The organism is Solimonas aquatica, from assembly GCF_900111015.1.
In the GTDB taxonomy this organism is placed as follows: Bacteria; Pseudomonadota; Gammaproteobacteria; order Nevskiales; family Nevskiaceae; genus Solimonas; species Solimonas aquatica.
In genome coordinates, this window is sequence record NZ_FOFS01000007.1 from 144,771 (window position 1) to 165,554 (window position 20,784).

General features: G+C 68.0%; 21 protein-coding genes. 10 read left to right on the plus strand and 11 right to left on the minus strand.

The window, feature by feature from the left end:
- Positions 1-68: 68 nt before the first annotated feature.
- A complete protein-coding gene (gene pbpG, locus BMY12_RS10195) occupies positions 69-1,262 on the plus strand; it encodes a D-alanyl-D-alanine endopeptidase (protein WP_093285471.1) in 1,194 nt (397 codons plus the stop codon).
- Positions 1,263-1,469: 207 nt separating this feature from the next.
- Here the strand turns inward: pbpG and yrfG are convergent, their stop codons facing one another.
- The gene (yrfG, locus tag BMY12_RS10200; RefSeq protein ID WP_093285474.1) at positions 1,470-2,156 is read right to left on the minus strand and encodes a GMP/IMP nucleotidase; all 687 of its coding nucleotides are present in this window, start codon (positions 2,154-2,156) and stop codon (positions 1,470-1,472) included.
- Positions 2,157-2,176: 20 nt separating this feature from the next.
- Here yrfG and cysQ point away from each other — a divergent pair, with 20 nt between their 5' ends.
- Positions 2,177-2,986, plus strand: coding sequence for a 3'(2'),5'-bisphosphate nucleotidase CysQ (gene cysQ, locus BMY12_RS10205; RefSeq protein WP_093285476.1), 810 nt, complete (start codon positions 2,177-2,179; stop codon positions 2,984-2,986).
- Positions 2,987-2,997: 11 nt separating this feature from the next.
- Positions 2,998-3,525, plus strand: a complete 528-nt coding sequence (locus BMY12_RS10210) for a M15 family metallopeptidase (RefSeq protein WP_245732440.1) — start codon at positions 2,998-3,000, stop codon at positions 3,523-3,525.
- A gap of 115 nt (positions 3,526-3,640) precedes the next feature.
- Here BMY12_RS10210 and pqqE read toward each other — a convergent pair whose 3' ends face one another.
- The 5 genes from pqqE to pqqA all read right to left on the minus strand — a co-directional run bounded on the left by pqqE (position 3,641) and on the right by pqqA (position 6,939).
- Positions 3,641-4,759, minus strand: a complete 1,119-nt coding sequence (gene pqqE / locus BMY12_RS10215) for a pyrroloquinoline quinone biosynthesis protein PqqE (RefSeq protein WP_177188938.1) — start codon at positions 4,757-4,759, stop codon at positions 3,641-3,643.
- Complete coding sequence (pqqD, locus tag BMY12_RS10220) at positions 4,756-5,019, minus strand: pyrroloquinoline quinone biosynthesis peptide chaperone PqqD (protein WP_093285481.1); 264 nt, start codon at positions 5,017-5,019, stop codon at positions 4,756-4,758. Before pqqD ends, pqqE begins: the two co-directional genes overlap by 4 nt.
- Positions 5,019-5,714 (minus strand): pyrroloquinoline-quinone synthase PqqC, encoded by a 696-nt coding sequence (gene pqqC, locus BMY12_RS10225; protein WP_093285484.1) that lies wholly within the window; start codon positions 5,712-5,714, stop codon positions 5,019-5,021. The genes pqqD and pqqC overlap by 1 nt, the downstream gene beginning before the upstream one ends.
- The gene (gene pqqB, locus BMY12_RS10230) at positions 5,711-6,628 is read right to left on the minus strand and encodes a pyrroloquinoline quinone biosynthesis protein PqqB (RefSeq protein ID WP_093285487.1); all 918 of its coding nucleotides are present in this window, start codon (positions 6,626-6,628) and stop codon (positions 5,711-5,713) included. The genes pqqC and pqqB overlap by 4 nt, the downstream gene beginning before the upstream one ends.
- 236 nt (positions 6,629-6,864) lie before the next feature.
- Positions 6,865-6,939, minus strand: a complete 75-nt coding sequence (gene pqqA / locus BMY12_RS20895) for a pyrroloquinoline quinone precursor peptide PqqA (protein WP_143068920.1) — start codon at positions 6,937-6,939, stop codon at positions 6,865-6,867.
- A gap of 237 nt (positions 6,940-7,176) precedes the next feature.
- Here pqqA and BMY12_RS10240 point away from each other — a divergent pair, with 237 nt between their 5' ends.
- Genes BMY12_RS10240 through BMY12_RS10250 form a run of 3 tightly spaced genes read left to right on the plus strand, consistent with a single transcriptional unit; the run spans position 7,177 to position 11,659 of the window.
- Positions 7,177-8,541, plus strand: coding sequence for an ATP-binding protein (locus tag BMY12_RS10240; RefSeq protein WP_093285492.1), 1,365 nt, complete (start codon positions 7,177-7,179; stop codon positions 8,539-8,541).
- Positions 8,538-9,179, plus strand: coding sequence for a response regulator (locus BMY12_RS10245; protein ID WP_143068916.1), 642 nt, complete (start codon positions 8,538-8,540; stop codon positions 9,177-9,179). The genes BMY12_RS10240 and BMY12_RS10245 overlap by 4 nt, the downstream gene beginning before the upstream one ends.
- Complete coding sequence (locus tag BMY12_RS10250) at positions 9,179-11,659, plus strand: M16 family metallopeptidase (RefSeq protein WP_093285494.1); 2,481 nt, start codon at positions 9,179-9,181, stop codon at positions 11,657-11,659. Before BMY12_RS10245 ends, BMY12_RS10250 begins: the two co-directional genes overlap by 1 nt.
- Before the next feature lie 76 nt (positions 11,660-11,735).
- On the opposite strand, the gene mtnC is transcribed toward BMY12_RS10250, so the two are convergent.
- The 4 genes from mtnC to mgtE all read right to left on the minus strand — a co-directional run bounded on the left by mtnC (position 11,736) and on the right by mgtE (position 15,487).
- Complete coding sequence (gene mtnC / locus BMY12_RS10255; protein WP_093285497.1) at positions 11,736-12,410, minus strand: acireductone synthase; 675 nt, start codon at positions 12,408-12,410, stop codon at positions 11,736-11,738.
- Between the two features lie 301 nt (positions 12,411-12,711).
- A complete protein-coding gene (locus BMY12_RS10260) occupies positions 12,712-13,263 on the minus strand; it encodes a 1,2-dihydroxy-3-keto-5-methylthiopentene dioxygenase (protein ID WP_093285500.1) in 552 nt (183 codons plus the stop codon).
- 12 nt (positions 13,264-13,275) lie between these two features.
- Entirely contained in the window at positions 13,276-13,878 is a 603-nt protein-coding gene (locus BMY12_RS10265; RefSeq protein ID WP_093285692.1) for a methylthioribulose 1-phosphate dehydratase, read from the minus strand.
- 160 nt (positions 13,879-14,038) lie between these two features.
- Positions 14,039-15,487 carry a magnesium transporter gene (gene mgtE / locus BMY12_RS10270; RefSeq protein ID WP_093285503.1) on the minus strand — a complete coding sequence of 483 codons (1,449 nt, stop codon included), beginning with the start codon at positions 15,485-15,487 and terminating at the stop codon, positions 14,039-14,041.
- Between the two features lie 98 nt (positions 15,488-15,585).
- Between mgtE and BMY12_RS10275 the strand changes: the two genes are divergently transcribed.
- Complete coding sequence (locus BMY12_RS10275; RefSeq protein ID WP_093285505.1) at positions 15,586-15,924, plus strand: hypothetical protein; 339 nt, start codon at positions 15,586-15,588, stop codon at positions 15,922-15,924.
- Between the two features lie 31 nt (positions 15,925-15,955).
- On the opposite strand, the gene BMY12_RS10280 is transcribed toward BMY12_RS10275, so the two are convergent.
- Positions 15,956-17,104 (minus strand): metallophosphoesterase, encoded by a 1,149-nt coding sequence (locus tag BMY12_RS10280; protein WP_093285508.1) that lies wholly within the window; start codon positions 17,102-17,104, stop codon positions 15,956-15,958.
- A gap of 327 nt (positions 17,105-17,431) precedes the next feature.
- On the opposite strand from BMY12_RS10280, the gene BMY12_RS10285 reads away from it, so the two are divergent.
- The 3 genes from BMY12_RS10285 to BMY12_RS10295 all read left to right on the plus strand — a co-directional run bounded on the left by BMY12_RS10285 (position 17,432) and on the right by BMY12_RS10295 (position 20,699).
- Positions 17,432-19,285 carry an ABC transporter ATP-binding protein gene (locus BMY12_RS10285; RefSeq protein WP_218140159.1) on the plus strand — a complete coding sequence of 618 codons (1,854 nt, stop codon included), beginning with the start codon at positions 17,432-17,434 and terminating at the stop codon, positions 19,283-19,285.
- Positions 19,286-19,365: 80 nt separating this feature from the next.
- The gene (locus tag BMY12_RS10290) at positions 19,366-20,277 is read left to right on the plus strand and encodes an SDR family NAD(P)-dependent oxidoreductase (protein WP_093285694.1); all 912 of its coding nucleotides are present in this window, start codon (positions 19,366-19,368) and stop codon (positions 20,275-20,277) included.
- A gap of 2 nt (positions 20,278-20,279) precedes the next feature.
- Positions 20,280-20,699 (plus strand): DUF3617 domain-containing protein, encoded by a 420-nt coding sequence (locus tag BMY12_RS10295; protein WP_093285513.1) that lies wholly within the window; start codon positions 20,280-20,282, stop codon positions 20,697-20,699.
- Positions 20,700-20,784 lie beyond the last annotated feature (85 nt).

Genomic DNA, 20,784 nt, shown 5'->3' on the forward strand with positions numbered 1-20,784 from the left:
CCCCGACAGGCATTGCGCCTAGAGAAAATGCTGCCTATATTTCGAGGCTTAGATCACAAACTTCGACCATGAACCCGGCCGAGCCTCGAACCCAGCGGGATTTTGCGAACCAGCCAGCGACCGCCCGGCGCTCCCGGGGTCTACAGCTGCTGCTGGGCCTGTTTGCCGCCGGCTGCTTCGGCAGTGCCTGGTTGCTGGGCGAGCAGGGCGATGCACAGGCCAGCGCCCGGCTGGCGCAGACGGTCGATGTCACGCCGGAACCGGCCGCAGCGGCACAAGCGCCGGCGGCCGAGCAGCTGGCCCTGGCCGAGCCGGCCAGTGCTGCCAGCGAGCCGGCGCAGGACGAGGTGCCGGAAGCGGCGGCGCCCAGCCAGGAAGAACGCGAAGTCATCGAAGGCATCGACGCGCAGATCAAGGCCGCGCCGGTGCGTCGCAAGCTCACGCTGCCGGCCGGGCTGCGCCTGCGCTCCAGCGGCGTGCTGGTGATCGACCAGAACAGCGGCGAAGTGCTGGCCGAGCAGAATGCCGATGTGGTGCAGCCCATCGCCTCGCTGACCAAGCTGATGACCGCCGTGGTGGTGCTGGAAGCCCATCAGCCGCTGGACGAGGTGCTGGAAATCACCGGTGACGATATCGACCGCGAGAAGCACAGCTACTCGCGCCTGCGCACGGGGCTGAAATTCACGCGACACGAGCTGCTGCAGCTGGCGCTGATGTCCTCGGAAAACCGCGCCGCCTCGGCCCTGGGCCGCAATTATCCGGGCGGGCAGGCGGCGTTTCTGAAAGCCATGAATGCCAAGGCGCGCAGCCTGGGCATGGGCAGCACGCACTACGTGGACGCCAACGGCCTGGGCGATGGCAACGTGTCCACCGCGCAGGATCTGGCCAAGCTGGTGGCGGCCGCCTACAAGGTGCCGCTGGTGCGCGAGCTGTCCACGGCGGTGGAACGCACCGTGCGGCCCGGCAAGCGCGATATGCATTTCGTCAGCAGCAACAGCCTGATCCGCGCCAAGAGCAGCGACTGGCGCATCGGCCTGCAGAAGACCGGCTTCACCAACGAGGCGGGCCGCTGTCTGGTGATGCAGGCCACGGTGAAGAACCGGCCGCTGATCATGGTGCTGCTGGATTCCGACGGCAAATTCACCCGCTTCGCCGACGCCCAGCGCGTGCGCGCCTGGCTGGAAGATGGCGGCCGCACGCAGAAGACCGCCAGCCGCAGCAACAACAAGCGCCATGGCCGGCGTGTGGCTGAGGCGGGCTGAGGCGGGCTTTCAAGAATCACCCTGAGGCGCTCGGAACGCCAAGGCCAAAACCGCTTTTGATCAAGCGAAAGCTTCAGGCCCGCAGACCTTTGTTTCCGTCATTCCCGCTTGTGCGGGCATGACTGCCGGATAGAGATTCGGCGCGGATCACAATCCCGCTTCACGCTCTGATGGCGCCTCTGCGTGATTCTGTCGCCCTCAGGGCGTCTAAGCCGGCACCCCCGCCGTCAGCTCCGCGATCGTCGCCACCGAGCGCATCGCCGGCAGCGGCCGCTCCGGCAGATTGCGGTCGGGCTTGCGGATTCCGATCACCTGCGCGATGCCGTAGGCCTCCGCCGCCGAGAGCACCGGCATCGAGTCGTCCACGAACAGGGTGCGCGCCGGATCGAAAGGCTGCTGCGCCTGCAGGGCCTGCCAGAAGCGCTGGTCTTCCTTGGGGTGGCCGTAGTCGTGCGAACAGATCACCTGCTCGAAATACTGCCCGATGCCGGTGACCTCCAGCTTCAGCCGCCAGCTGTCGCGATGCGCATTGGTGGCCAGCCAGATGCGCCGGCCGCTGCGCCGGACCGCGCGCAGGAATTCCTCGGCACCGGGAATCACGCCGATGCGGCCGCGCACCTCCTGCTTGAGCGCCGCCAGGTCCAGGCCGGTTTCGCGGCTCCAGTGGTCGGTGCAGTACCAGGGCAGGGTGTGCTGCACGGCCAGGAACTTCGGCTCCAGCTGCGCCCGCGCGTCCTCCAGCGCCAGGCCGTGCTTCTCGGCGTAGCGCATCGGCACGTGCTCGCGCCAGAAGAAATTGTCGAAGGACAGATCGAGCAGGGTGCCGTCCATATCCAGCAAAACCCAGTCGATATCCGCCCAATTCAGAAGATGTGCATTCGCCAAGTGTTCCATGCCCTTATGATACGCAGACCATGAACGCCAATACCGCAGTCTCCGCCGCTCTTTTTGATGAGGTCGTGCGCATCGCCCGCGAAGCCGGTGATCGCATCATGACCGTCTACCGCAGCGACTTTGCCGTGCAGCACAAGGGCGATGATTCGCCCCTGACGCAGGCCGACCTCGCCGCGCACACCCACATCCTGCTCGAACTGGGCAAGCTGCAGCCGCAGCTGCCGGTGCTGTCCGAGGAAGCCGCCGACATCGCCTACGAAGTGCGTCGCAGCTGGACGCGCTACTGGCTGGTGGACCCGCTCGACGGCACCAAGGAATTCATCAAGCGCAATGACGAATTCACCGTCAACATCGCGCTGATCGAAGACGGCGTGCCGGTGCTGGGCGTGGTGCACGCCCCGGCACTGGAGGAAACCTATGCCGGCGCGCGTGGCCTGGGCGCCGTGCGCTGGAAGAAGGGCCAGCGCGAAAAAATCCAGACCCGCCGGCCGCCGGCCGCCACGCCGGTGTTCGTGGTCAGCAAATCGCATCGCGACGCCGCGCTGGAAACCTTCCTCGCCAAGGCCCCGCCGCACGAAGCGGTGAGCCGTGGTTCCTCGCTGAAGTTCTGCCAGGTGGCCGAAGGCTCGGCCGACGTCTATCCGCGCACCGGCCCCACCTCCGAGTGGGACACCGGCGCCGGCCAGTGCGTGGTCGAGCAGGCCGGCGGCATCGTGCTGCGCACGCCCGAGCTGGATCCGCTGCGCTACAACAGCAAGGACTCGCTGCTCAATCCCACCTTCGTGGTGATCGGTGATCCGGCCTTCGGCTGGCAGCAGAAGCTGTACTGATCGCGCAGGCCATGCGCGCGCGCCTGCCCGCCAGCGTCCGCGCGCTGTTCGCCGAGTTCGGCATCGAGCCCGCGCTGCCTGTGCAGCGCGGGCTTGCCTTTGTGCCTGAGGCGCGGAGCCTGCGCTTTGTCGAGCTGGGCACGGATGGTCGCGACAAATTCCTCACCCCCGCCGCAGCGCGTGCCTACAAGCAGCTGCGCGAAGCCGCGCAGCGCGACGGCCTGGCGCTGCAACTGATCTCCGCGTTCCGCAGCATCGACTTTCAAGCCGCGCTGATCCGCGCCAAGCTCGCACGGGGCATCAGCCTGGACGAAGTGCTGCGCATCAACGCCCCGCCGGGTTACAGCGAACACCACAGCGGGTGCGCAGTGGACCTCGGCGTGGCCGACGTCGCGGCGCTGGACGAAGCCTTCGAGAACACCGCCGCCTATGCCTGGCTCCGCGAGCATGCGGCGCGCTTTGGCTTCGTCCTTTCGTATCCAAGGGGCAATGCGCAGGGCTATTGCTATGAGCCTTGGCACTGGTGTTATCGCGCCTGAGGCACGTTCATGCTTGGCTTCGTGCGCCTGTCGGCGACGCCATGGCGGGTTACGGCGCTTCGCGCCTAACCCGCCCTACGATGCATCGATGTGTCGATGCGACAGGATCAACCCATCAGAACGGCTGATCGATCCGCCGCGACTCCGCCGGCCCGCGAAAAATCAGCGGCTGCTCGGTGAGCTTTGGCTGCGTGGCCTGCTCGCGTGCCTGCAGGATCAGCTCGTGATGCGCTGATTTGTCGCAGACCGGATCGGTGGCGCCGGCGTCCTGCGTGAGCATGTAGGCCTGACAGCGGCAGCCGCCGTGATCCTTCTCCTTCTCCGGGCAGCTGCGGCAAGGCTCCGGCAGCCAGCCCGTGCCGCGATAACGGTTGAAGCCTTCCGAGCGCAGCCAGATGTCTGCGACGTTCATCTCGCGCACGTTCGGAAAGGCCAGGCCCGGCAGCATGCGCGCGGTGTGACAGGGCAGGGCGGTGCCATCCGGCGTGACGGTGAGAAAGACATTGCCCCAGCCGTTCATGCACTTCTTCGGCCGCGACTCGTAATAGTCCGGCACCACGAACAGCAGCTTCATGCGCGTGCCCAGACGCTCGCGCCACTGCTGGGTGATTGCCTCGGCACGCTGCAGCTGCTCGTGCGTGGGCATCAGCTGCGCGCGATTGCGCTGCGCCCAGGCGTAGAACTGCACGTTCGCCAGCTCCAGATAATCCGCGTCCAGTTCCACCGCCAGCTCGATGATGCGCTCGATATGCTCGATGTTGAGGCGATGGATCACGCAGTTCATCACCATCGGATAGTTCTGCGACTTGATCAGCGCCGCCGCCTTGCGCTTCAGATCGAAGGTGCGCGTCGAGGAGAGAAAATCATTGACCTCGCGCGTGGAGTCCTGGAACGAGAGCTGGATGTGATCCAGGCCCGCGTCCTTCAGTGCGCGGATGCGGCGCTCGTTCAGGCCGATGCCGGAGGTGATCAGATTGCTGTAATAGCCCAGGCGATGCGCCTCGGCGACCAGCACTTCCAGATCATCGCGTTGCAGCGGCTCGCCGCCGGAGAAGCCGCATTGCACTGCGCCCAGGGCGCGCGCCTCGCGCAGCACGCGCAGCCAGTCCTCGGTGGAAAGTTCTTCCTCATGCCGCGCGAAGTCCACCGGGTTGTAGCAGAAGGCGCAGTGCAGCGGGCAGCGGTAGGTGAGCTCCGCCAGCAGCCAGAACGGTGGGCCGATGGCTTCGCTCATGCCCATTGCAGCCAGCGCTGTTCCGTGGCCAGATTCAGAAACGCGCGCACCTCGGGTTCCAGGCCGGTGCAGGCGTACTGCTGTTCCAGTTCGGCGATGATCTCGGGCACGCTGCGCGCACCATCGCAGCGGCTCAGGATCGCACCGGCGCTGGCATTGAGCTTGACCATGCCTTCCGGATACAGCAGCACGTGCGCCTGCTGCGCCTCCTCCCACTGCAGGCGAAAGCCGCGCCGGATGCAGGGATGTCCGCTATCCATCAGGCGACGCCGTAGGCCTGCGCCATGGCATCGTTCATCACCCACAGGATGTCGAGCTTGAACTTGAGGATGTCCAGCGCGCGCTGCTCGGCGGCCGGGCCCTGGAAGTAATCCAGCGTCACGCGCAAACCTTGCTCCACATCGCGCCGCGCCTGGGTGAGGCGGTTGCGGAAATACTGCAGACCGATGGGCTCGATCCAGGGATAGTGCTGCGGCCAGGTGGACAGGCGCTCCTGATGAATCTTCGGCGCGAACAGCTCGGTGAGCGAGGAGCACATCGCCTCCTGCCAGGGCGCGCGGCGCGCGAAGTTCACATAAGCGTCCACCGCGAAGCGCACGGAAGGCAGCACATGGCGCTGGTCCTCCACTTCCGCGCGGCTCAGACCCACGGCCAGGCCCAGGCGCGTCCAGGCTTCGATGCCGCCGGGGTCTTCGCCGTGGCCATCGTGATCGAGAATGCGCTGAATCCATTCGCGGCGCGCCTCGCGGTCCGGGCAGTTGGAGAGAATGGCCGCGTCCTTGATCGGAATCGCGATCTGGTAGCAGTAGCGGTTGGCCACCCAGCCGCGAATCTGCTCCGGGCTGGCGCGGCCTTCGTTGAGCATGCGGTTGAAGGGATGGTAGATGTGATAAGCGCTGCCCTGCGCGCGCAGGCGTGATTCAAAGTCGGCAGCTCGGTCGAGTACGGCGCTCATAGCGAGAATTCCATGCAGTCGTGGGCGAGTTCCACGCCTTGCGCGCGCAGCTGCGCATGCTCGGCGCTGTCCTCATCGAGAATCGGATTGGTGTTGTTGATGTGAATCAGGATGCGGCGGGTGCGCGCCGGCAGCCGCGCCAGCTGCGCGAGCATGCCCTGCTCACCGCTCTGCGGCAGATGGCCCATCTCGCGCGCGGTCTTGTGCGAGATGCCCAGCGCGATCAGTTCATCGTCCTGCCAGCAGGTGCCGTCCACCAGCACCACGTCGGCGCTGCACATCGCATCCAGTACCGCCGGCTGCATCACGCCCAGGCCTGGCGCGTAGAACAGCCGGCCGCCGCTGCGGATGTCTTCCACCAGCAGGCCGATGTTGTCGCCGGGCACCGGACGGTCGCGATGCGGCGAGTAGGGCGGGGCATTGCTGATCAGCGGGATCGCGGCGAAGCGCAGGCTGGGCAGCTGCGGCACGGTGAAGCTGCGGCCATCGGCCTGCAGGCAGTGCCAGTCCACGCTGCAGTAGTGCGCCAGCAGACGCAGGATGGGATTGCCCTGCGTGAGGTCTTCGTAAACCGGCTGCGTGCACCACAGCGCCAGTTTCTCGCGGTGCTCGCGCAGCATGTACAGCCCGGTGCTGTGGTCGATCTGCGCGTCGATCAGCAGCACGCCCGCCAGCGCGGTGTCGCGCAGCGCGCGCGCCGGTTGCGCGCCGGGGAAGTGCTGCAGCTGGGTGAGGATGTCGGGCGAGGCATTGCACAGGAGCCAGTGGCCCTCGTCGTCGCCGATGGCGATGGACGACTGCGTGCGCGCCCGCGCCTTGAGCGTGCCGGCGCGCAGGCCGGCGCAATTGCGACAGTTGCAGTTCCATTGCGGGAAACCGCCACCGGCGCCGGCGCCGAGGACGTGGATGCGCATGAGGCTCCTCTTCTTGTCGTAAGGCTGTCGTGTCCGCGTTCGCGGGCAGGACAAGCCCTTAGTTGTTTCGCGTGCGGCTAGGCTTGCGCCGCTGCGCTCGGCCAGCGCTTGATGCGCGCTGCCGTGACGGGAAAAGCTGTCATTCCCGCATCAGCGGGAATCCAGTGCCGGCGCCGGGCTGCTGCTGCGCCGGATCGCTGGATGCCCGCTTGCGCGGGCATGACAAGCCGGTTTCCTCAGCGTGCGGCGATGTACATCGTGATTTCAAAGCCGAACCGCATGTCGCAGGCCTTCGGGGTTTCCCATTTCATCGTGTGCCTCCAGATCGTGTGGTGAAGACGGCCGGAATGGACCGTCGCGACCAAGTCTGTCCGCTGTGCCGGCGCTGGCGCGTCGCGAATGGCGTGATTGCGCACTCACGATTTTCTGTAGTTTGCCGGGCGGTGCCCGCGCAGTAGCATGCGGGTCGGCAGGGTGATGCAAAACTAGTTTTGCATCACCCTGCTAAACCAGAGCGACGGCCGTCGTCGCCAGCGAGGAGTCCGGGCATGAGCGGTATCAGCGGCGCCAGCCTGCGCCTGCGCATCAATCTTCTGATCACCGGCCTGCTGCTGGCCTTCATCCTGGTGCTGCTGGCCTTGCAGCTGGCCGGCACGCGCAAGAGCGTGCAGGAGGAAATCACCGCCGGCAGCGAGGTGGCGGGACGTCTGCTGGGCTCGATGCTGGCACCGGGCTGGATGATCCGCGCGCAGACCCTGCAGGCCTTCCTGCAGCAGATGGGCCGGCTGCGCGCCACCGAGCTGAGCCTGCGCGACGGCAGCGGCCGCGAGCTGTATCACTCGCCGCCCTCGGCCTACAAGGCCGGCCGCGATGCGCCGGACTGGTACGCGCGTCTGGTCTCGCCGCCGGCCGTGCAGCGCCGTTTCACGCTGCAGGATGGCGAGCTGCTGATGCAGGACAATCCTTCGCGCGCCGTGCTCGATGGCTGGGACGACATGCTGCGCCTGCTGGCGCTGGGGCTGGCCGCGCTGCTGCTGGCGCAGGCCCTGGTGTACTGGCGCGTGGGCCGGCTGACGCAGCCGCTGCGGCAGATCGCGCAGGGCCTGCAGGACATGACGCAGGGCGCCTATCACACGCGCCTGCCGGCGCTGCCCGGCGCCGAGGCCGCCGCCATCGGCAGTGCCTTCAACCGCATGGCGCAGGCCATCGAGGACAATCTGCAGGCGCGCGCGCAGGCCGCCGAAGCCGAGGCGCGCCTGCAGCAGAGTCGCGAGATTGCGCAGCTGGTGGAGCGCCGCCTGGAAGACGAGCGGCGCCAGATCGCCCGCGAGCTGCACGATGAAACCAGCCAGAGCGTCACCGCCATTCACAGCCTGGCGCTGCTGCTGGCGCAGCGCGGCGGCGATGCGCACAGCCGGCAGATCGCGCAGACCATCGTCGAGGCCGCCGGCCAGCTGCATCGCGCGGTGCAGCAGATGATTCCGCGTCTGCGCCCGCCCGCGCTGGACAATCTGGGTCTGGGCGATGCGGTGCAGAACCAGATCGACGACTGGCGTCTGCAGCATCCGCAGCGGCAATTCGAGCTGCGCCTGCCACCGCTGCCGGCGGAGCTGGATGCCGACGTCTCCCTGGCCGCGTTTCGCGTCATGCAGGAAGCCTGCGCCAATGCCCTGCGTCACGGCCGCGCGCAGCGCCTGAGCTTCACCCTGGGGCTGGATGGGGACGGCCTGCAGCTCTGCGTCGAAGATGATGGTGTGGGCCTGCCGCCCGACTGGCCGCAGGCGCGCGGCTTCGGCATCCGCGGCATGCAGGAGCGCGCGCAGATGCTGCGCGGCGAGCTGCAGCTGTCCGCACGCACACCGCGCGGCACGCGCGTCGAGCTGCGCCTGCCGCTGCCTGGGGCGGCGGCATGAGCGCCAGGCTGCGGGTGATGCTGGCCGATGATCACGCCATGGTGCGCATGGGTTTTCGCATGCTGCTGGCCAGTCATGCCGACATCGAGGTGGTGGCCGAGGCCGAGGACGGCGAGCGCGCCTATCAGCAGTACGAGCAGGTCAAACCCGATGTGCTGGTGATGGACCTGTCCATGCCCGGCATGGGCGGCCTGGAGGCGCTGCGCCGGCTCACCGCGCGCGATGCGCAGGCGCGCGTGCTGGTGCTGTCCGCGCACGAAGACAGCGCGCATCCGCGTCGCGCGCTGAAAGCCGGCGCCCTGGGTTATGTGTGCAAGCGCAGCGCGCCGGAAGAGCTGGTGGATGCCGTGCGCAGCGTCGCCGCCGGGCGCCTGTATCTGGGCGCGGAGCTGGCGCGGCGTCTGGCGCTGCAGGATCTCAACGGCGGTGCCAGCCCGGTGGAGCAACTCTCCGAGCGCGAGTTCGCGGTGTTCCTGCGTCTGGCGCAGGGCGAGTCGGTGGCGCAGATCGCCGAGGTGCTGCATCTGTCGGCCAACACCGTGGGCACGCATCTGTACAACATCAAGCAGAAGCTGGGCGCCAGCAATCAGGCCGAGCTGACCCTGATCGCGGTGCGCAACGGCCTGCTCGACGTCTGATGCCGGACACGCCGCCATGCCGCCGGCTGCGCCTGGGCAATGGCCTGCGTCTGCTGCAGGTCCCGGCACCGGGCGCCGGCCTGGTGGCGGTGCATCTGGCCTATCGCGTCGGTGCCGCCGATGAGCCGGAAGACGCCAGGGGCCTGGCGCATCTCAGCGAGCATCTGATGTACGCCGGCAGCCGCGCGCTGCCGGGTTCGCATCTGCGTCATCTCGATGCCGTGGGCGCCAGCGATCTCAATGGCCGCACCGGCCTGGACAGCACGCATTACTTCCAGACCGTGCCGCTCGCCGCGCTGGAGTTCGCACTGCACGCCGAGGCCGCGCGCATGGCCGCGCCGCTGCTGCGCGCGCGCGATTTCGTACTGCAGCGGCGCGTGGTGATCGAAGAGCTGCGCCAGCGCCGCGCGCAGGCCGAGCAGCGCGTGGCCGAACACTGGCAGGCCTGCCTGTATCCCGCGCCGCATCCTTACCATCGTGGCAGCGGAGGTGATGCACAGCAGCTCACGGCCTTGTCGCTGACCACGCTGCGGTACTGGCAGCAGCGCTATTACCAGCCCGGCAATGCCGTGCTGGCGCTGGCTGGTGATCTGAGCTTTGCGCAGGCGCGGCAGCTGGCGCAGCGCTACTTCGGCCAGCTGCCCGCCGCGCCGTGCTGCGCGCCCGCGCCGCTGCCGCTGCGCTCGACCGCGCCGCCGCCGTTCCGCCTGCAGGAAGCGCTGCCGGCGCCGCGCCGGTATCAGGCCTGGCGTCTGCCACCCGCGCTGGCGCGTGCGCAGCATGAGGCCTTCTGCTGGCTGCGCCAGCTGCTCGCGCAGCGCCTGCAGGCGCGCCGGCCGGCGACGGCGGAGCTGCTGGTGCATTTCGATGCCCTGCGTCTGGGTGCCGCGCTGAGTCTGGAACTGCGCGGCGCCAGCGCGCCGCATCAGGTCTGGCTGTCCGCGCAGTGGCAGCAGCTGCTCGCGCAGGGTTTCAGCAAAGACGAGTGGCGGCAGGCCGGCGCTGAGCTGGCGCGGCAGCGGCAGCTGCGCCGCGAGAGCCTGCAAGGCCTGGCGGCGCAGGCAGTGGAGGCCGAGCTGCAGCGCGGCGACGCGCGCCTGGCTTTTTCGCAGCCGGCTGGGGCACCGGATGCGGATGCCTTGCTGGCCCTGCTGCGCAGCTGCGCCAGCTGCGCGCCGCTGCAACTGGACGTGCTGCCGGCGGCGCCGGTTTCACGCCGCAGCAAGCCGCTGCCAGCCGCGCGAGCCTCATCGCGCAAGGCTGCACGCGAAACGCCGGCGCCGCTGCCGGGCGAGCATCGGCTGGATGCCTGGCTCGCCACGCGGCGCGGATCGGGCCTCATCGCCGGCAGCTTGCTGCTGCCTGCCGGCGCCCGGCATGAGCGTGCGGCTGAGGCAGGGCTGGCCGCGCTGTCCGCACGTCTGTTCGCCGCTGATGAGGTGCTGCGCGCCAGCGCCGAGGCCTGGCAGCTGCGCATCGACGCGCAGCGCGAATCCACGCAGCTGCGCTGGTGCTGCCGCAGCGAGGAGATGCCCGTGCTGCTGCGGCGCCTGGCGCAGGCGCTGCAACAGCAGCAGATCACCGAGGCGATGTTCGCGGCGCAGCGTCAGCGCCAGCACGAGGCGCTGCAGGCGCAGCACGCGGACATCGTCGCGCGCACCCAGCAGCTGCTGGGCCGGTTGCTATGGAAGGCGCCGCCACTGCTCGGCACGCCAGCCACGCTGGCGCAGCTGGACCTCGCGGCGCTGCAAGCGTTTCGCGCGCAGCAATATCGCCCTGGTGGCGCACAGCTGCTGCTGGCCGGTGATCCGGGCCGCTTGCAGTTGGATGCGGAGCTGGCCGCTTGCCTCGCGCCCTGGTCAGGCACCGCCGCCGCGCCACAAAAATCTGCCGCCGCGCTGCGCAAGAGCATTGCGCATTGCGAAGCCGTGCCCGGCGCCCGCGCCGTGCTCCTCACCATGGCCTGGCCGCTGCCGCCGCCCACGCCGCAAGGTGAAGCGGTGCAGCAACTGGCCGATCAGCTGCTGGCCGGCAGCTTTGCCTCGCGTCTGAACCTGCGTCTGCGCGAACAGCTGGGCTGGACCTATGGTTTGCGCAGCGCGGCGCAGGGCGAAGCCGCGCAGCGGCATTACCAGATTCAGTGCTGGCTGCCGGCTGATCGTGCGCTGGCCGCTGTCGAGGAAGTGCGCGTGGCCTTGCGCTGGCTGGCAGAGGCGGTGAGCGCCGCGCAGCTGCGCCGGGCACGGGATCGCCTCTGGTGGTCTGCGGCCGGGCGCGTGGAACGCAGCGAGCAGCTGCTGGACGCGCTGCAGCGCCATGTGCGCCTGGGTTTCGATGAAGTGCAGTGGCGGCGGCAGCATCAGGTGCTGGCGGAGGTCTCGCTGTCGCAGATGCGGCAAAGGGCCGAGCAGCTGCTCAATCAGCCTTCGCTGTGCCTGCTGGTGGGCGAGGTGCTGCCCTTGCATCGGCTCCTCTCCTAGCCGGTTTCAGGCAGAGGTGAGCCGTCGCCAGGCCATTCACGTAGCCCGGATGCGGCTGGCCGAGTGGAATCAGGCCCTAAACTCCCACCCCAGAAAAATCCCCCGCCTGCGCATGCGCCGCAAACGGCTTGGCCTTGTCATCGCGAATCAGCTGGCAAGTCTGCAGTCCGGCCGCTCGCGCGGCGTCGAGTTCTTCGCCCACGTCGGAGAGAAACAGCACGGACTCGCCCTGCAGGCCGATCTGGCGCAGGATCTCGCGGTAGGACGCGGTTTCGCGTTTGCCGCCGATGCGGGTGTCGAAGTAGCCGGAGAACAGGGGCGTCAGATCGCCGTAATCGGTGTGGCCGAAGATCAGCTTCTGCGCTTCCACCGAGCCGGAGGAGTAGACGTAGAGCTTGAGGCCCTGCGCATGCCATTGGCGCAGATACTCGGGCGTGTCGGCGTAGACGTGGCCCTTGAGTGCGCCGCTTTCGTAGCCGATCTTCCAGATCATGCCCTGCAGGGTCTTCAGCGGCGTGAGTTTCTTGTCCTCGACGATCCACTGCTCCAGCACATCGGCCGCCTCGTTCAGGGACAGGTCGCGACTGACGATCTGCTCGACGTCGTCGATCAGACGCTGCACCTGCTCATCGCCGGCCTGCTCGCGCAGGAAGCTGCGCAGATGCGCCTTGGCGTAGGGGAACAGGGTCTGGTGGACGAAGTCGATGGAGGAGGTGGTTCCTTCGATATCGGTGACAATTGCTTTGATCATTTTTCTCCTGAGCCGTCCATGGCGCTTTGGTCCTGCCCGGCCATCCCTGGCCGTGCGTTCGCCGGGTCGAATGTCCCCCGGACATTCGACAAGTCCCGGCTCACCCCTCAATGTCCGTAACGATTGCTTTGATCATGTTTCTCCTGAGCCGTCCGTGGCGCTTTGGTCCTGCCCGGCCATCCCTGGCCGTGCGTTCGCCGGGTCGAATGTCCACTGGACATTCGACAAGTCCCGGCTCACCCTTCGATATCGGTGACAATTGCTTCGATCATTTTTTTCGGGCCGCTTTGAGCGACCGGGGTCAAGCCGCCGCCTCGTACTTCGGGAAGCGCTCGGCAATCGCATCGCCGGTGAAGCGGCCCACCCAGCCTTCCGGAATGCGGAAGAAGCGGATCGCCTTGAAGTTGGGCTTCGGGCCCATGTCGAACCAGTGCGTGGTGTTGGCCGGCAGGTTGATCAGATCGCCCTGGGTGCAGATCAGCTGGTAGACCTTGCCGCCGGCGCGGATGTAGAAGGCGCCGGCGCCGTCCACGAAGAAGCGCGTTTCGAAATCATCGTGCGTGTGCTCGGCCAGGAACTTGCCGCGCGCCTCGGCGGCGTTCGGATGTTCCGGATGCATGCTGACCACGTCCACGGTGACGAAGCCGTACTTCTTCTTCAGGGTCTCGATGGCATCGGCATAGGCGGCGAACACTTCCTCCGGCGCGGCGGTGGCCGAGAGCGGACGGCTGGCCTCCCAGCGTTCGAATTCCACGCCTAAACCTGCGAGCAGTTCGCGGATGGCGCCGAAGTCCTGCAGATGGTTCAGCGCGCGGCTGGCGTCGGTTTCGGCATAGACGGTGAGGGTGGTCATGGCAGGGCTCCTTTACGGCCGGTGGCTGTGCAGCTCGCAGTCGAGCATGAATTCGATGGCTTCCACGCGCCAGCGCGCCTGCGCCACATCGGCGCCCCAGGCGTAGAGGCCGTGGCCGGCAATGAGATAGGCCGGGGTTTCGGGATGCTGTTTCATGTGCGCGTCCACCCGCGTGGCCAGGCGCGGAATGTCCTGGTCGTTGGCGAACACCGGAATGCTCACGCGCGCCTCATGCGTGCGGATGCCGGGCAGCAGCTTGAGCAGCTCGTAGCCGGCCAGCTCGATGGCGGGCAGGCGCCGTGACAGCACGGTGTTGGCGATGCTGTGCGTGTGCAGCACCGCGCCGATGGCCGGGTCGTGGCGATACAGCTGGCAGTGCAGCAGGGTTTCGTAGGAGGCCTTGCGCGCGCTGCCGATGGGCACGCCGTCGAAGCCGGCGACGAGAAAATCCTCGCGGGCCAGCTCGCCCTTGTGGCAGCCGCTGGCGGTGATCAGCATGCGCGTGGCATCGAGCCGTGCGGAGAAATTGCCGCCGGTGGCCGGCACCCAGCCGCGCTGGTGAAACAGGCGGCCGGCGGCAATCAGCGCCTCGGCGTAGTCGGTAGGGGTGTTCATGGATCGCGCATTGTGGGGCAGCGTGCTTTGCATGCCAATGACTATGCTTATGGCGGCTGGGACTGCCCGGTGAGGCGTGAGGTGGGGCGGGCTTTTGCGGGATGTCCGGGCGTTTGTCAGATCGCGCCTGAGCCGGCTGAGTGACGAGGGCGGCCTTCTCTTACGGAATCAGAATCAGCGAAGCCAGGCCCAGGAAGATGAAGAAGCCCATGCTGTCGGTGGTGGCGGTGAGCATCACGCTGGAGCCCATGATCGGGTCGCGGCCGAAGCGCTGCAGCAGCACCGGAATCAGCAGGCCGGCGGTGGCGGCCAGCAGCAGCTCCAGCAGCATCGCCGAGCCGATCACGCCGGCCAGCTTCCAGTCGTGATAGAGCAAAAAGGTGACGCCGCCCAGGGCCGAGCCCCAGACCGTGCCGTTGATGCCGGCGATCAGCACCTCGCGCAGCAGCATCTTGCGCAGCTGCTGCGGACCCATCTGGTTGAGTGACAGGCCGCGGATCACCAGGGCCATGGTCTGGTTGCCGGTGTTGCCGCCGATGCTGGCGACGATGGGCATCAGCGTGGCCAGGGCCACCAGCTGCGCGATGACGGGTTCGAAGGCGTCGATCACACGCGAGGCGACGAAGGCGGTGAGCAGGTTCAGCGCCACCCAGGGCCAGCGCTTGCGGGCGCTGGTGACGGGCGAGGTGAACAGGTCTTCGTCGTCCTCGGACAGACCCACCTGACGCAGGCCCTCGCTCTGCGCGCGCTCGTTGATCTCGTCGATCACCGCATCCACGGTGATGCGGCCCACCACCTGGCGGTGCAGGTTCACCACCGGCGCCGAGATCAGATCGTATTTCTCGAAGGCGTCCACCGCGTCGCGGTCGCGGTCATCGGTGTAGAAGAAGGTGGGCTCGGGCAACATCACCTTGCTGACCTCGTCCTCCGGTTCTTCCAGCAGCAGGCGGTCCAGGGGCAGCACGCCGCGCAGGCTGTTGTTGCGGTCCACCACGATCAGTTCGTTGGTGTGCGGCGGCAGCGGCTTCTTGCGTCGCAGCAGGCGCTGCACGGCTTCCAGCGAGGCGTCCTCGCGTACCGCGATGAAGTCCAGGTCCATCATCGCGCCGACGCTGTCCTCGGGGAAGCTCAGCACCGAGCGCACCTCGGCCTGGTCGGCGCGGTCCACGTGCTCCAGCACGGCGGCGCGCTGCTCGTCGGGCAGACTGCTGACCAGATCGGCGATGTCGTCGGAATCCAGGGTGCGCATCACCGCCGAGATTTCCTCGGGCGCCATGCTTTCCACCAGCGAGCGGCGCACGTTGTCGGAGGCCTCCAGCAGCACCGCACCGCGCCGCTCGCCGCGCACCAGCGCCCAGGCCATCTCGCGGGCCTCGGGCGCGAGGTTTTCCAGCACGAAGGCGATGTCGGCGGGATGAAAGCGCATCAGCCGCTGTGCCAGCGCCGCCTGATGCTGGCGCACCACCAGCTGCGCCACCACGTCGGACTTGCGGTTCTCCGAGCGCGACAGCAGATCGCGCTCGATCGCCTGACGCGACAGCAGCTCGATCACCTGGGCACGGGCGTGCTCCAGATGTCGGTGATGGGGCGTGTCGGTGGATTCGGGCATGGCGGCGCGGGCAGGCGCGCCACGGTTGCGGCGCGTCCCGCGTATCTTACGCCTGCGCTTGCGACAGCCGCAGCGCGACCCGCGCCTATAATGCCGGCATGCGCTTCCGTTCCCCGTTTTTCTTCTCGCTGCTTCTGCTGGCCGCCCTGCACGGGCGCCCGGTGTGTGCCGAACCGGCGTCGCCGCCAGCCGATGCACCGCCCGCGCCGGTCTATCTGATTCCGGAACAGGACGCCAGGCGCGCCGTGGTCGCGCAGACCCGCGCCAGGGAAGAGGAGCGCGAGGCGGTGCAGACGCGCATCCAGGGCACGCTGGGCGCGATGCGGCACATGGGCTGGGTCACGCTCTCGGCGCTGGCCATGCTGTTCGGCTCCGCCGTGCTGGGCGTGGTGCTGGCGCTGGGCCGCAACCTCTACCAGAAGCGGCGCGGAACCTGAGCGCGGCGCGGCAGGAAAAGCCGCAAGGTTTTTACGCCCGCACCAGGCGCAGATGCGTGATTTCCGCCGGCGCGCCCAGGCGCAGGGGCGGGCCCCAGTAGCCGGTGCCGCGACTCGTATAGACCCAGAGCGACTGCCAGCGCTTCAGGCCGGCAATGAAAGGTTGCTGCAGGGGCACGAAGAAGTTCCAGGGCAGGAACTGTCCGCCATGCGTGTGACCCGAGAGCTGCAGGTGAAAGCCGGCCTCGGCGGCGCGCTCGGCGCTGCGCGGCTGGTGGGCGAGCAGGAGCTTCATCGCGATATCTGCCGGCGCACCGGCCAGGGCCTGATGCGGATCGCTGCGATGCTCGCGGTGAAAGACATGCGCGGAATAATCGGTGACGCCGGCCACCAGCAGACGCTCGCCCTCGTGCTCCAGCACCGCATGCTCGTTGAGCAGCACGCTCAGGCCCAGCTCGCGCCAGTGCGCGATCCAGTCAGGTGCGCCGGAGTAGTACTCGTGGTTGCCGGTGACTGCGTACACGCCATGGCGCGCCCGCAGCTGCGCCAGCGGCGCGACATGCGCGCGCAGCGCCGCCACGCTGCCGTCCACCACATCGCCGGTCACGGCCACCAGATCGGCATTCAGCGCGTTCACCGCCTGCACGATCTTGTGCAGGTAATCGTGCTTGATGGTGGGGCCGACGTGGATATCGCTGATCTGCGCGATGGCAAAGCCGTGCAGCGCCTCCGGCAGGCCGGCGATGGGCACATCGACCTGCACCACGCGTGCCAGCATGCGCGCATTGCGGTAGCCGATGAGCACCAGCCCGGCGCTGAGCGCCAGCACCGCGAGCGCCGAGACCTGCGCCAGCGTGGACAGCGGAATCAGTTCCGGGTGCAGCCAGTCGAGCACCTGCGCCAGCAGCAGGAGCAGTTCGCGCAACAGGCTCAGCACGAACAGGAAGGAGAACACGCCCATGGCCAGAAAGCCCAGGCCGCTGAGCGCATCGGGCAGATCGCGCTGCCAGACGATGCGCGCCAGCAAGGGCAGGGGCAGCAGCAGGGCGGAGGCCAGCAGATACGCGCCGGCCAGCCAGGGCAGCGGGCCGGCCGGCAACAGCGGCAGCAGGCGCCAGGCCAGATAGCCGTGCAGCGCGGCGCTGAGCGCCAGCAGAATCCAGGCGGCCGAAGATCTCATTACGTTCCCCAAAGCGGTTGATGAAGTCTGGTTTTCCGCATCGCCTGGCGATGGGGGGAAGGGTCAGGGCGAGGCATTGGCCACCATCGACTGGCGCTGCAGCCTGATCCGGCGGCGTCCCCTCAGCCTACCTTCCCGCCCGGCATGCGCCGAGAGGCAGAGCCAGAGCCTGCGTTGCGCCGACCGCTCTGATCCGCTACTGCGCATTCAAGGTCCCTTATGGCGCCGTTGCCGCCACTTGCAAGAGCCGGCCTTGATCCCTGTGCCTGCCACCCCCAAGTCTGAAGGCTCTACAGTAGCGCCCCATCGCACGCCGCCGACCGCCACGTGAGTCTTCGCCCGCCCCCTCTGCCCAAGCTGCAGCGCCCCGACACCGGACTATCGGGCTTCCTGCGCGTGTTCCGCTATACGCCGCGCGCGCTGCGCCTGGTCTGGGAGACCAGCCCGTTTCTGCTCATTGCCCTGGGCCTGCTGACCCTGGCCTCCGGCCTGCTGCCGGCGGCGGTGGCGTATGTGGGCGCGCGCATCGTCGATGCGGTGGTGGCGGCGATTGCCGCGAGCAAGGCCGCCGGCACGCCGGTGTACGGCGAGGTGCTGCGCTGGGTGCTGATCGAAGGCCTGCTGGTGGCGATCACGGCCGGCGTCAGCCGTGCCACCTCGCTGAGCCAGGCCCTGCTGCGCATCCAACTGGGCCAGCGCATCAATGTGATGATTCTGGAAAAGGCGCTGACGCTGGAACTCACGCACTTCGAAGACTCCGAGCTCTACGACAAGCTCACCCGCGCGCGGCGCGAGGCCTCGGTGCGGCCGCTGTCGCTGGTGATGCGCAGCGCCACGCTGATGCAGAGCGCGGTGGCCCTGCTCAGCTACGGCGCGCTGCTCACGCAGTTCTCGCCCTGGGCGGTGGCGGTGCTGCTGCTGGCCGGCGTGCCGGCCTTCATTGCCGAGGCGAAGTTTTCCGGTGAAGCCTTCCAGCTGTTCCGCTGGCGCTCGCCGGCCTCGCGCATGCAGATGTATCTGGAAACCGTGATCGCGCGCGAGGATCACGCCAAGGAAGTGCAGCTGTTCGGTCTGGGCCCGATGCTGCTGGGCCGTTACAAGGGCATCTTCGATCAGCTCTACGGCGAGGAGCGGCGTCTGGTGATCCGTCGCGATGGCTGGGGCTTCGGCCTGGGCCTGATCGGCGTGCTGGCCTTCTATGGCGCCTATGCCTGGGTGGCGCTGGCCACCATCGCCGGGCGCATCACGCTGGGCGCGATGACCCTGTATCTCAATGTCTTCCGCAACGGCCAGAGCGCAGTGACCAGCGGCCTGGCGGCGGTCAGCGGCATGTACGAGGACAATCTCTACCTGTCCACGCTCTACGAATATCTGGAAACGCCGGTGGCGCCGGCGCAGGGCAGCGCCACGCAGGGACCGCTGCCGCAGGACGGCGTGCGTTTCGAGAACGTCGCCTTCGTCTATCCCGGCAGCCGCGAGCCGGCGCTGCAGGACATCACGCTGCACATCCGGCCCGGCCAGTCGCTGGCCATCGTCGGCGAGAACGGCGCCGGCAAGACCACGCTGATCAAGCTGCTCACGCGCCTGTACACGCCCACGCAGGGCCGCATCCTGCTCGATGGCCTGGACCTGCAGGACTGGGACCCGCAGGCCCTGCGCGCGCGCGTCGGCGTGATCTTCCAGGACTTCGCGCGCTACCAGCTGCTGGTGGGCGAGAACATCGGCGCCGGTGATGTGCGCCATTTCAATGACGAGCCGCGCTGGCAGCAGGCCGCCGAGATGGGCATGGCCAGCGCCTTCGTCAAAGGCCTGCCGGCGCAGTACCGCACGCAGCTGGGCAAATGGTTCCGCGACGGCCGCGAGCTGTCCGGCGGACAGTGGCAGAAGATCGCGCTGTCGCGCGCCTTCATGCGCAGCGGCGCCGACATCCTGGTGCTGGATGAACCCACCTCGGCCATGGACGCCGGCGCCGAGGCCGAGGTCTTCACGCACTTCCGCCAGCTCATGCAGAGCCGCATCGCCATCCTGATCTCGCACCGCTTCTCCACGGTGCGCATGGCCGACCAGATCGTGGTGATCGACAAGGGCCGCATCGTCGAGCGCGGCGACCACGCCAGCCTGATGCGCGAAAACGGCATCTACGCGCAGCTGTTTTCCCTGCAGGCGCGCGGCTACCAGTAAGGCCCTGCTGCATTCCGGTGAGGCGCGCGCCGCGCCGCTGACGCACAATTCCCCCATCCGAACGAAAAGGGGAGATGAACATGCTGTCCTTCGAAAATCGCGTCGCCATCGTCACCGGTGCCGGCAACGGCCTGGGCAGGCAGCATGCGCTGGCGCTGGCCAGACGCGGTGCAAAGCTGGTGATCAACGATCTGGGCGGCGCGCGCGACGGTCGCGGCGGCAGCTCGGCGGCGGCCGAGGCGGTGGCGCAGGAAATCATCGCGGCCGGCGGTCAGGCCATCGCCAGCGGCGCTTCGGTGACCGATGCCGCGGCCGTGGAAGCGATGGTGGCGCAAGCGGTGGCCAAGTGGGGCCGCGTGGACATCCTCATCAACAACGCCGGCGTGCTGCGCGACAAGACCTTCAGCAAGATGACGCTGGAGGATTTCCGCTTCGTGGTGGAAGTGCATCTGATGGGCGCGGTGATCTGCACCAAGGCGGTCTGGGAGCGCATGCGCGAGCAGAACTACGGCCGCATCCTGATGACCACCTCGTCCACCGGCCTCTACGGCAACTTCGGCCAGTCCAATTACGGCGCCGCCAAGCTCGCGCAGGTGGGCCTGATGCAGACCCTGGCCCTGGAGGGCGCCAAGTACAACATCCGCGTCAACGCCCTGGCGCCGGCCGCCGCCACGCGCATGACCGAGGACATCATGCCGCCCGAGGCGCTGGCCAAGCTGCAGCCGGAAGCGGTGAGCGAGGGCATGCTGCATCTGGTGTCGGAGCATGCGCCCACGCGCGCCATCCTCTGCGCCGGCGGCGGCGCGTTCGAGGCCGCGCACATCACGCTCACGCAGGGCATTTACGTCGATGACTTCGGCGCCATCGCCGAGACCGTGGCGCAGCGCTTCGATCAGGTCCGCGCGCGAGAGAACGAGTTCGTGCCTGACAATGGCATGCAGCAATCGGTGTTCGAGCTGGAGAAGATTCAGAAAGGCCTGAAGCGCGGCTGAGCATGCGCCGCGGCCTGCTGCTGGCGCTGTTGCTGCTGGCCACCACGGCCGGGGCGCAGGAGGCGCTGCGCGAAGGCCGCTGGCGCTTTGCCGAAACCCTGGCGCTCGACGGCCTGCCGGCGCTGCCGCAGGCGCCCGGGCCGCGATCGTTCGAGGTCTGCCTGAGTCAGGCCCGGCCGCTGCCGCTGGATGCGCAGCACGAGCGCAACTGTCGCGTCGCCAGCCTGCGCTGGGAGCAGGCGCAGCTGAGTTATCTGGTCAGCTGCGAACGGCTGGAGGGCGGCATCGCCGAGTCGGCCGGCAAGGGCAGCTACCGCGAGGACGGCGCCGATTTTTCGGTGAGCACCAAGGTGATGGGCGCCGGTCATCCGATGTGGATGCGGCGCCACCTGCAGGGCGTTTATCTGGGTGCTTGCGAGTAGTGGGCTGTAACGGTCATTTCGGTAGTGAGCCGGCGAGCGCATCCGGCGCCGCTGTCGAGGCGCGAGGAGGAGGCATAGCCTGGAC

Excerpts from the sequence above, each read along its gene's own strand:
- BMY12_RS10245 (WP_143068916.1), top strand. The coding sequence starts at position 8,538 with ATGAGCGCCAGGCTGCGGGTGATGCTGGCCGATGATCACGCCATGGTG.
- pbpG (WP_093285471.1), top strand. The coding sequence starts at position 69 with ATGAACCCGGCCGAGCCTCGAACCCAGCGGGATTTTGCGAACCAGCCA.
- yrfG (WP_093285474.1), bottom strand. The coding sequence starts at position 2,156 with ATGGAACACTTGGCGAATGCACATCTTCTGAATTGGGCGGATATCGAC.
- cysQ (WP_093285476.1), top strand. The coding sequence starts at position 2,177 with ATGAACGCCAATACCGCAGTCTCCGCCGCTCTTTTTGATGAGGTCGTG.
- pqqB (WP_093285487.1), bottom strand. The coding sequence starts at position 6,628 with ATGCGCATCCACGTCCTCGGCGCCGGCGCCGGTGGCGGTTTCCCGCAA.
- pqqC (WP_093285484.1), bottom strand. The coding sequence starts at position 5,714 with ATGAGCGCCGTACTCGACCGAGCTGCCGACTTTGAATCACGCCTGCGC.
- mgtE (WP_093285503.1), bottom strand. The coding sequence starts at position 15,487 with ATGCCCGAATCCACCGACACGCCCCATCACCGACATCTGGAGCACGCC.
- BMY12_RS10210 (WP_245732440.1), top strand. The coding sequence starts at position 2,998 with ATGCGCGCGCGCCTGCCCGCCAGCGTCCGCGCGCTGTTCGCCGAGTTC.
- BMY12_RS10240 (WP_093285492.1), top strand. The coding sequence starts at position 7,177 with ATGAGCGGTATCAGCGGCGCCAGCCTGCGCCTGCGCATCAATCTTCTG.
- BMY12_RS10265 (WP_093285692.1), bottom strand. The coding sequence starts at position 13,878 with ATGAACACCCCTACCGACTACGCCGAGGCGCTGATTGCCGCCGGCCGC.
- BMY12_RS10260 (WP_093285500.1), bottom strand. The coding sequence starts at position 13,263 with ATGACCACCCTCACCGTCTATGCCGAAACCGACGCCAGCCGCGCGCTG.
- pqqE (WP_177188938.1), bottom strand. The coding sequence starts at position 4,759 with ATGAGCGAAGCCATCGGCCCACCGTTCTGGCTGCTGGCGGAGCTCACC.
- mtnC (WP_093285497.1), bottom strand. The coding sequence starts at position 12,410 with ATGATCAAAGCAATTGTCACCGATATCGAAGGAACCACCTCCTCCATC.
- BMY12_RS10250 (WP_093285494.1), top strand. The coding sequence starts at position 9,179 with ATGCCGGACACGCCGCCATGCCGCCGGCTGCGCCTGGGCAATGGCCTG.
- BMY12_RS10295 (WP_093285513.1), top strand. The coding sequence starts at position 20,280 with ATGCGCCGCGGCCTGCTGCTGGCGCTGTTGCTGCTGGCCACCACGGCC.
- pqqD (WP_093285481.1), bottom strand. The coding sequence starts at position 5,019 with ATGGATAGCGGACATCCCTGCATCCGGCGCGGCTTTCGCCTGCAGTGG.
- BMY12_RS10290 (WP_093285694.1), top strand. The coding sequence starts at position 19,366 with ATGCTGTCCTTCGAAAATCGCGTCGCCATCGTCACCGGTGCCGGCAAC.
- BMY12_RS10275 (WP_093285505.1), top strand. The coding sequence starts at position 15,586 with ATGCGCTTCCGTTCCCCGTTTTTCTTCTCGCTGCTTCTGCTGGCCGCC.
- BMY12_RS10280 (WP_093285508.1), bottom strand. The coding sequence starts at position 17,104 with ATGAGATCTTCGGCCGCCTGGATTCTGCTGGCGCTCAGCGCCGCGCTG.